The sequence below is a fragment of the Microbacterium xerophyticum genome (assembly GCF_053543555.1).
The window spans coordinates 1,154,956-1,163,575 of the sequence record NZ_JBLVOB010000007.1; the positions used below are offsets into that span (position 1 = coordinate 1,154,956).

Sequence of the window (8,620 nt, forward strand, 5' to 3'; positions counted from 1 at the left end):
GATGCGCCTGGTCATCGCCCCCGACAAGTTCAAAGGGTCGCTGACGGCTCCCGAGGTGGCTGAAAGGGTCGCCTCGGGAGCGCGGCGGGTCGACCCGACGATCGAGGTCGTGACCGTCCCCGTCGCCGACGGCGGCGAAGGCACTCTGGATGCCGTGCTCGCCGCAGGATTCTCGTCCCGAACTGCTCTGGTCACCGGGCCCACCGGGGTGCGGATCGAGGCGGAGTTCGCGGTGCGCGGTGAAGAAGCGGTCGTCGAGATGGCGCGCGCCTCCGGCCTCGACCTGCTGCCGGAAGGACGCAAGGATCCGCTCGGGGCGACGAGCCTCGGCACCGGTCAGCTCATCCGGGCGGCTCTGGATGCCGGATGCCGTCGCATCGTGCTCGGGGTCGGCGGCAGCGCCTGCACCGACGGTGGCGCCGGTCTGCTGCAGGCGCTCGGCGCGCGGTTCCTGGATGAGGCGGGTGGAGAACTGCCGCCGGGCGGTGGTGCTCTGGTGCACCTCGCATCCGTGGACCTCAGCGCACTGGATGCCCGTCTGACACATACCGAGATCGTCCTGGCGAGCGACGTGGACAATCCGCTCACCGGACCCACCGGCGCCGCGGAGGTGTTCGGGCCGCAGAAGGGTGCGAACGCTGAGGACGTCGCGACGCTGGAGGCGGGCCTCACGCGGTTGGTCGACGTGCTGGATGCCGTAGGCGGGCTGCCCGTCCCGGCTGTTGACGCCGCATCGCGCGAGGGCGCTGGTGCCGCAGGTGGCGTGGGCTTCGCCGCGATCGCGCTCGGTGCGACCCGGCGCCCGGGCGTCGACGTGGTGCTCGAGGAGACCGGTCTCGCCGAGCACCTGAAGGGCGCGGATGCCGTGATCACCGGAGAGGGCAGCCTCGACGAGCAGAGCCTGATGGGCAAGACCCCGGTCGGCGTCGCTCGCGCGGCGACCGCTGCCGGGGTGCCGGTGTACGCGGTGTGCGGACGGACGACGCTGTCGGCCGAGGCGATCGCCGACGCCGGGTTCGCCGGAGCCAAGGCGCTGTCCGAGCTCGAACCCGATGCGCAGCGCAGCATGGCCGAGGCCGGGTCGCTGCTCGAAGAGCTCGCCGAGCGCCTGGTGCGCGACATCGTCGACGCGGCCGGACCCAACTCGCCTGCCCCGACTCAGCGCTACGACCTCGTCCTGCGCGGACGAGCTCTGATCGACGGCGCCTTCGTCGCCGCCGAGATCGGTGTGCAGGGCGGCCGCGTCGCCGAGATCGCCGCCGCCGGAACCGGCCTCGCCGCCGACTCGATCGTCGAACTCGCGGCCGACGAGGTGCTGCTGCCCGGCCTGGTGGACACGCACGTGCACGTCAACGAGCCCGGTCGCACCGAGTGGGAGGGTTTCGAATCCGCCACGAGGGCGGCAGCGGCCGGTGGGGTCACGACGATCGTGGACATGCCGCTCAACAGCATCCCTCCCACCGTCTCGGTCGCAGCTCTCGATGAGAAGCGCGCCGTGGCCGAGGGGCGCGTCTTCGTCGACGTCGGATTCTGGGGCGGGGTGATCCCCGGCAACATCGACGAACTCGTACCGCTGCACGACGCGGGTGTGTACGGGTTCAAGTGCTTCCTGCTGCCCTCCGGCGTGGACGAGTTCCCCGACGTCTCTGTGTCCGAGATGCGCGAGGCGATGGAGGTGCTAGCCGGCCTGGATTCGTTGCTGGTCGTGCACGCCGAGGATGCGCACATCATCGAGGAGTCCGTGCAGCCGGGCAGCCGCGAGTACGCCCCGTTCCTCGCCTCGCGCCCGCGTTCGGCGGAGGATGCCGCGATCGCCGAGGTGATCCAGGGCGCGGCCGACACCGGCGTGCGCGCGCATGTCCTGCATCTGTCGAACGGCGATTCGCTCGGCCGTATCGCCGCGGCGCGTGCCGACGGGGTCGATCTCACGGTCGAGACGTGCCCGCACTACCTGACGCTGGCCGCCGAGGACATCCCGGAGGGGAGCACGGCGTTCAAGTGCTGCCCTCCCATCCGCGAGGACGGGAACCGCGACGAGCTGTGGCGGGGGCTGGCTGAGGGGACGATCGACTTCATCGTCTCGGATCATTCGCCGTCCACGCCCGAGATGAAGTTCGCGGGCGACGGCGACTTCTCGCTGGCGTGGGGCGGCATCGCTTCGCTGCAGTTGGGGCTCTCACTCGTGTGGACGCATGCGCTCGAGCGCGGGTTCTCGCTCGAGCACGTCGTGTCCCTCATGGCCGAGAGACCGGCCGCGAGGGTGGGGCTCGCCGACAAGGGCCGCATCTTCGAGGGCGGTGCGGCGGACTTCGCCGTCTTCGCCCCGGAGGAGACGTTCACCGTCGACGCGAGACGCCTCGCTCACCGGCATCCGATCACCCCCTATGACGGGCAGCAGCTCACGGGTATCGTGCGAACCACCTACCTCGCCGGAGCGCCCGTCGCGAGTGACGCGCCCCGTGGCCGACTGCTGCGCCGAGGAAGCGATGCCCGTCGCTTCGTTGAACCTGTCGAGAATGGAGAATCCGCATGATCAACTCATCTGAAGAGCTCGAGGTCGGCCAGAAGGCTCCGGACTTCACGCTCACCGACGCATCCGGGGGCCGGCGCACACTGTCCGAGCTGCGCGGCACGCCCGTGATCGTGTACTTCTACCCGGCCGCCTTCACACCTGGCTGCACGACCGAGGCGTGCGATTTCCGCGACAACCTCGGATCGTTCCAGGGCGCCGGTTACGAGGTTCTCGGTATCTCGCCCGATCCGGTGTCGAGGCTCCGCGAGTTCGCGGATGCCGAGCAGCTGAGCTTCCCGCTGCTGTCCGACGAGGATTCCGCTGTCGCGAAGGAATGGGGCGCCTGGGGGCAGAAGACCGTCAACGGACGCACGTTCGACGGCCTGATCCGCACCACCGTGGTGGTCGATTCCGAAGGCGTGGTCTCGTCGGTCGAGTACAACGTGAACCCTGAGGGCCACGTCGCCCGCCTCAGGGACGAACTGCTGAAATGACCCGCTGAACTGGGCCTCAGGGGTTGTCCCCGCCGTGGCTCATCATTATGATTGTCGTATGCTGAAATAACAGTTCCACGATACGAGAGAAACTCTCTCGTATTCCTTACGCCGTGGATGCCAGCACGCAAGAGAAAGAGATCAAGCGATGTTGCTTGAGCAATTCAATCTGGCGGAGCGGGGCGACGCTGTCACCGCGCTCCGGCCGTGCATCGATGTGACGCGATGGTGTGAAGACATCGTCGATCGCCGTCCGTTCGATTCGGTCGACTCCCTCGTTGCGGAGGCGGCGCAGGCCGCCGATCCGTTCACGACCGAGGAGATCGATTCGGCTCTCGCCCACCATCCTCGGATCGGTGAACGCGCGGGAGGGGACAGCAGGGAGGCGACGCTGTCGCGCTCCGAGCAGGCCGGGGTCGACCCGTCCGATGCCGACGTGCAGCAGGCGCTTCGCGACGGCAACCTCGCGTACGAGGAGCGCTTCGGCCGGGTCTTCCTGATCCGCGCGGCCGGGCGGTCGGCGGGCGAGATCCTGTCGAGTCTGCGAGAACGCCTGCAGCACGATCCTGCCTCGGAAGAGCGGATCATCGCCGGGCAGCTGCGGGAGATCGCGCTGCTCCGACTGAGAGGAACCATCACCGCATGACTGCTGTGTCGCACATCACGACCCACGTGCTCGATGCCGTCCAGGGGCTGCCGGCGCCGGGCATCACGGTGGTGCTCTCCGCTCTCAGGGACGGCGAGTGGATGCTGATCGCCGAGGGCGTCACGGATGCCGACGGCCGGGCGAAGCAGCTCGGACCGGAGGCTGTGCCCGCCGGCACCTACCGGCTCCATTTCGACACCGGCGGGTACTTCGCCCGCACCGACACTCCCACCTTCTACCCCGAAGCCGTGCTCACGTTCGTCGTCGATGACGAGCAGCGTCACTATCACGTGCCGCTGCTGCTGAGCCCCTTCGCATATTCGACCTACCGAGGAAGTTAGAACGATGACCGACATCATGACCCGCACCCAGACCGAGACCGAGACGCCCAACGGCGGCATCATCCTCGGCCCCAATCAGTACGGCAAGGCCGAGGTCCGCGTCGTCAAGGTCACCAGAGACGGCGACCGGCACTCGATCGAGGACCTCAATGTCACGTCGCAGTTGCGCGGCGACTTCCAGGCCGCGCACCTCGACGGCGACAACGGTCACGTCGTCGCAACCGACACCCAGAAGAACACCGTGTTCTGCTTCGCGCGGGAGGGCATCGGATCGCCCGAGGCGTTCCTGCTGCGGCTCTCCGACCACTTCACGAGCTCGTTCGACTGGGTCGAGGGCGGTCGCTGGCTCGCCGAGAGCTACGCGTGGGACCGGATCCAGGTCGACGGCGAGGGGCACGACCACTCGTTCGTGCGCACCGGCCAAGAGACGCGCACCGCCGCCGTCGTCGCAGACGGCGACGAGCGGCACATCCTCGCAGGGCTAAAGGGGCTGACGGTGCTCAAGACCACCCAGTCCGGGTTCGTCGGATATCCGAAGGACCGCTACACGTCGCTGAAGGAGACCACCGACCGCATCCTCGCGACCGACGTCTCGGCACGGTGGCGCTATGCGCCGGATGCCGGATCCAGGGAGCTGGACTTCAACGGGATCTACGCGGATGTGAAGCGCATCCTGCTGGAGGAGTTCACGCGTCGGTACTCGGCGGCGCTGCAGGCGACGCTGTTCGACATGGGCCGTGCGGTGCTCGAGGCGCATCCCGAGATCGCGGAGATCCGCTTCTCGATGCCCAACAAGCATCACTTCGTGGTCGATCTCGACCCGTACGGACTCGACAATCCGAACGAGGTGTTCTTCGCATCCGACCGCTCATACGGTCTCATCGAGGCGGCCGTGACGCGGGAAGGTCAGGCCGAGGTGCCCGCCGCGTGGGAGGCCGCCGGCACCTTCTGCTGAGCGCCGGTGCCGGCGTTCAGACGAATCGCACGCTCTGCTGCAGGCGCGTGCGCACATCGAACAGCTCATTGCCGCCGATGTCGCGCGCGCCTGGCACGCCCTGACGCAGCACGGTGTGCAGGGCGCTGCGGCGCACGACGACCACCGGGACGCCGCGCACCTTGCCGAGCGGGGTGATCGCCTGTTCGAGGTCGTCGTCGGGGAGCGCGACGATCGCGCCGCCGAAGCGCACGCGGGCCGCGCGGGAGATCACGCGCATGCGTGCAAGGAGCGCGGCGATGGGAGCGGCGCCGTCGACGGCGGGGCCGATGATCTCGCCGCGGCGGAAGCGCACGGTCTCGCCGAAGTCCTCCGACAGCACGCCGTAGAGGCCGGACGGGCTGAGGATGACGTGATCGAGCTTGTCGTCGGCGCGCTGGCCCGTCGCGACGTCGTGCCAGACGGTGAAGCCCATGCCGAGTTCTGAGACGGTGCGCGCGGTCTCCTCTTCGGCGAGGGCGTCAGCGAGCATGCGCCGCAACTCATGCGGTGCCGAGCGCACGAGTGCGGGGTCGTACGGGTCTGGCACGTCGACGCCGTAGCCGGCCCATTCGCGGATCAGCGAAAGGTAGCGCTCTCGGCGCCATCCGCCGGGGTGTCCGTAAGAGCGCGCCTTCGGGCGGGTGTCGGTGCGGGCGGGCGGTGCCTGCCAGCCGTTCCAGGTCACTTCTTCCTCGGTGAAGCCGTGGCCGCGGTCGTAGGAGGCGCGTGCGTCGACGGTGCCGATCAGTTCCCATGCCCGCTGCACCTGGATGAACGCCGCGGCATCGCCGCCGGCATCCGGATGCGTCTCACGCAGGCGCAGGCGGAACGCGCGCTTGATCTCGTCGGCGGTGGCGGTGGGGTCGACGCCGAGCACCTCGTAGGCCGAGGCGGAGAGCGGGCTGTCGAACATCACTCTCCATTCTCGCCGGTCTTCACCACCCGTGGATCCGGCAGGATCGTTTCGATCGTCGGCTTGGCGTTCGCGTGGGCACGCCACCAGACGATGAAGCCGACGGCGGTGAAGACGCCGTAGAAGACGTACATGAATCCGGTCGCGTAGTAGCCGGAGCTGAAGAGCAGCGGAACGCCGACGACGTCGACGGCGATCCAGATCAGCCAGAACTCGGTCCAGCCCTTCGCCATGCCGTAGGTCGCGAGGAGTGAACCGACGAAGGTCCAGGCGTCTGCCCACACCGGTTCCCATGAGCCGAGCAGACGGAACAGGGGAGTCAGGGCGATCGTGCCGACGACCATGACGAGCACGAGTGAGATGCGTGCACTTCTCGGCGCCCAGCGAGGAGTCAGTTTTCCGCCGTCTGCGGATGCCTGGCGCCAGCGGATCCAGCCGTAGATCGCGACCGCGATGAACATGATCTGGCGCCCTGCCTGGCCGAGAAGGTTCGGGAGGGAGTGGGCGGGGTTGAGGATGGAGCCGAGGAAAACTGTCAGCAGCAGCAGGTTGCCGATGATGCCGACCGGCCACGCCCAGATCTTGCGACGCATGCCGCCGAGCGCGCTGGCGAGGCCGAAGACGTTGCCGACGACTTCGCGGATGAGCAGGCTCTGCCCACCGGGCAGCATCCACTGCGAGTTGAATGCGTCGACCAGCCAGCGCAGGATTTCCATCGTTCTCCGTTCGGCATCGATGCTGCCGAGGAGGATGCTGGGCGCTCTGCCGCGCGCGTCGCCGCGCATGGCTCACGCTGTGCTTCTCCCATCCAGACTTTGACTGTCGGTACCGGAGTTCCACCGGTTCAACCGAAGTTCCGAAGAACTGCGGGTCGCGGACTATGACCGCCGGTTCGGAATTTCACCGACCCCGGAGCACAAGTGTGTTCACCGGGAACTTTACCCGAGGTCGGGGAGGAGCTTGTTCAGCCCGGCGATGGTCAGGTCGAAGCGATCGGATGCCGTCGGCGGGTCACCGACCGGACGATCGACGTAGCAGGTGCGCATGCCGGCATCCTGCGCTGCGCGCAGATCCCACGCGTGCGCGGCGACCATGAGGATCCGCTCTGGTGGGCGGCCCGAGACGTGCACCGCACGCCGGTAGAGCGATGGTGACGGCTTGTATGCGGCGACATCGTGGGCCGTGACGGCGTGGTGCCAGCGCATCCCGGTGCGGGCCGCGAGGTGGAGAAGGGTCGTCGGTGCGGCATTCGACAGTGCCAGGACGGGGAGACGGTTCGCGATGCGGTCGAGCTCGGCGACGGAATCGGGCCAGGGCGGGAGGCGTCGGCTCGCGGTGGCGAGGTGAGTGATGGCGCCGGATGCTGTTGCAATCCGCATGTCGGCGGCTGCGTCGAGAGCGATCCGCGCAGCTTCTGCGTCGAGCACCTCCGAGTCGACGTAGGCGCGGGTGCCGATCGCGATCGCATGCTGCTGATCAGAGACGAAGCGCTGCCAGCGCTCGATCAGAGATCGCACCTGCTCAGCGTCAGCGTCGGGCATCGCCTTATGGACGGCCGAACGCAGCCCTGTCGGCTCGTCGACGAGCGTGCCCAGTACATCGAACACGACGACGTCTATGTCGGTGGTGTGCAGCATGTCGGTTCCAACCTCCACGGCTCACCGGGTGTTCCAGGCGGGTTCGTGTTCTCGTTCTCTTTGGTGTTCGGTGTCGAGGGGTTCGTGGAGGGCGTTGTCGACGGCTTGGTAGTCGTGGTGGGGTGAGCGCCATTTGGCGTAGGGGTCCCACCATCCGGGTCCGCGGATCTCGGGGAGTCCGTCGCGCATGCGGATCTTCCAGATGCCTTCGTCGAGAGTTCTATGGTGGTGCCAGCACAACGGGACGCCGTTGCTGGTGTGGGTGGGGCCGCCGCGGGCGTGTTCGTGCACGTGGTGGATCTCGCACCATTCGGCGGGCACGTCGCATCCGGGGATGAGGCATTCGCGGTCTCGGAGCACGATCGCGCGCCGTTGGGTCGCGTTGAACAACCGTGCACTGGTGCCGATGCCCACGATCGCCCCCTTCTCGTCGAACAGGACCCGTTGGATCCCCCCGGCGCACCCGGCGTGGTCGGCCGCACCGAGGGGGACGTCGTATCCGGCGCCTTCGACCCTCGCCCGCCCGGTGCGGTGGGCGAAGTCGGCGGCGGTGACGGAGACGACCAGGGTCGGTGCGGCACCGCCCAGTGTCGGCATGCCCCCGGACGCGGCAGCGACCATCAGGACCGTCGCGAACGCGTCATGACGCTTCTGCGCATGCGTGCGCAGATCCGCCAACTCCACCGGCGGCGATTTCGCCTTATGCGGCTCGAGCCCGTCGGCACGATCCGAATACTCCTCCGCCCCGTACTCGGTGCTGTCACTGGAGTACTTCGCCGCGAACCCATCGTCACCGCCGTCGCTTTCGCTCTCACCGGCGCCGCGTTCTCCGTCACCGTCAGCGTCGGTGGGGCGGAAGCGCACCGTGGAGCCGGACGCTTTGTCTTCGGCTTTCGGGTTCATCAGCGCATCGATGAGTTTCTGCAACTGCGCCGCGACCTCCGGCAACAACTCTCCCCGCACCGGCACAGACCCGTCACGCAGCTTCCCGATCGTGAAATGCCGGCGCCGCTTCCCGGCCCGATCCGACGGCTCCGCCCCATCCGGATCCAACCGCGCCACGATATGCGCCGCCAGAGCGGCAAGCTCATCCGTCGTCGG

General features: G+C 68.1%; 9 protein-coding genes and 1 riboswitch. Of the genes, 5 read left to right on the plus strand and 4 right to left on the minus strand.

What is annotated here, in order from left to right; translation table 11 throughout:
* Position 1 precedes the first annotated feature (1 nt).
* From allB to pucL, 5 genes are all read left to right on the plus strand, one after another.
* The gene (allB, locus tag ACNPNP_RS17185) at positions 2–2,533 is read left to right on the plus strand and encodes an allantoinase AllB (RefSeq protein WP_448967233.1); all 2,532 of its coding nucleotides are present in this window, start codon (positions 2–4) and stop codon (positions 2,531–2,533) included.
* On the plus strand, positions 2,530–3,006 hold the full coding sequence (gene bcp / locus ACNPNP_RS17190) for a thioredoxin-dependent thiol peroxidase (protein ID WP_448967234.1): 477 nt from the start codon (positions 2,530–2,532) through the stop codon (positions 3,004–3,006). The genes allB and bcp overlap by 4 nt, the downstream gene beginning before the upstream one ends.
* Positions 3,007–3,154: 148 nt before the next feature.
* Positions 3,155–3,652 (plus strand): 2-oxo-4-hydroxy-4-carboxy-5-ureidoimidazoline decarboxylase, encoded by a 498-nt coding sequence (gene uraD / locus ACNPNP_RS17195; protein ID WP_448967235.1) that lies wholly within the window; start codon positions 3,155–3,157, stop codon positions 3,650–3,652.
* Entirely contained in the window at positions 3,649–3,993 is a 345-nt protein-coding gene (gene uraH / locus ACNPNP_RS17200; protein WP_448967236.1) for a hydroxyisourate hydrolase, read from the plus strand. Before uraD ends, uraH begins: the two co-directional genes overlap by 4 nt.
* 4 nt (positions 3,994–3,997) lie before the next feature.
* On the plus strand, positions 3,998–4,948 hold the full coding sequence (gene pucL / locus ACNPNP_RS17205) for a factor-independent urate hydroxylase (RefSeq protein WP_448967237.1): 951 nt from the start codon (positions 3,998–4,000) through the stop codon (positions 4,946–4,948).
* 16 nt (positions 4,949–4,964) lie between these two features.
* On the opposite strand, the gene ACNPNP_RS17210 is transcribed toward pucL, so the two are convergent.
* The 4 genes from ACNPNP_RS17210 to ACNPNP_RS17225 form a co-directional block, all read right to left on the minus strand.
* The gene (locus ACNPNP_RS17210; RefSeq protein ID WP_448967280.1) at positions 4,965–5,882 is read right to left on the minus strand and encodes a J domain-containing protein; all 918 of its coding nucleotides are present in this window, start codon (positions 5,880–5,882) and stop codon (positions 4,965–4,967) included.
* Complete coding sequence (gene pnuC, locus ACNPNP_RS17215; protein ID WP_448967238.1) at positions 5,882–6,598, minus strand: nicotinamide riboside transporter PnuC; 717 nt, start codon at positions 6,596–6,598, stop codon at positions 5,882–5,884. The genes ACNPNP_RS17210 and pnuC overlap by 1 nt, the downstream gene beginning before the upstream one ends.
* 75 nt (positions 6,599–6,673) lie before the next feature.
* A riboswitch (FMN riboswitch) is annotated at positions 6,674–6,804 on the minus strand.
* Positions 6,805–6,820: 16 nt separating this feature from the next.
* Positions 6,821–7,519, minus strand: a complete 699-nt coding sequence (locus tag ACNPNP_RS17220; protein WP_448967239.1) for a haloacid dehalogenase type II — start codon at positions 7,517–7,519, stop codon at positions 6,821–6,823.
* A 21-nt stretch (positions 7,520–7,540) separates the two neighbouring features.
* On the minus strand, positions 7,541–8,620 hold a 1,080-nt coding region (locus tag ACNPNP_RS17225; protein ID WP_448967240.1), incomplete at its 5' end, for an HNH endonuclease signature motif containing protein.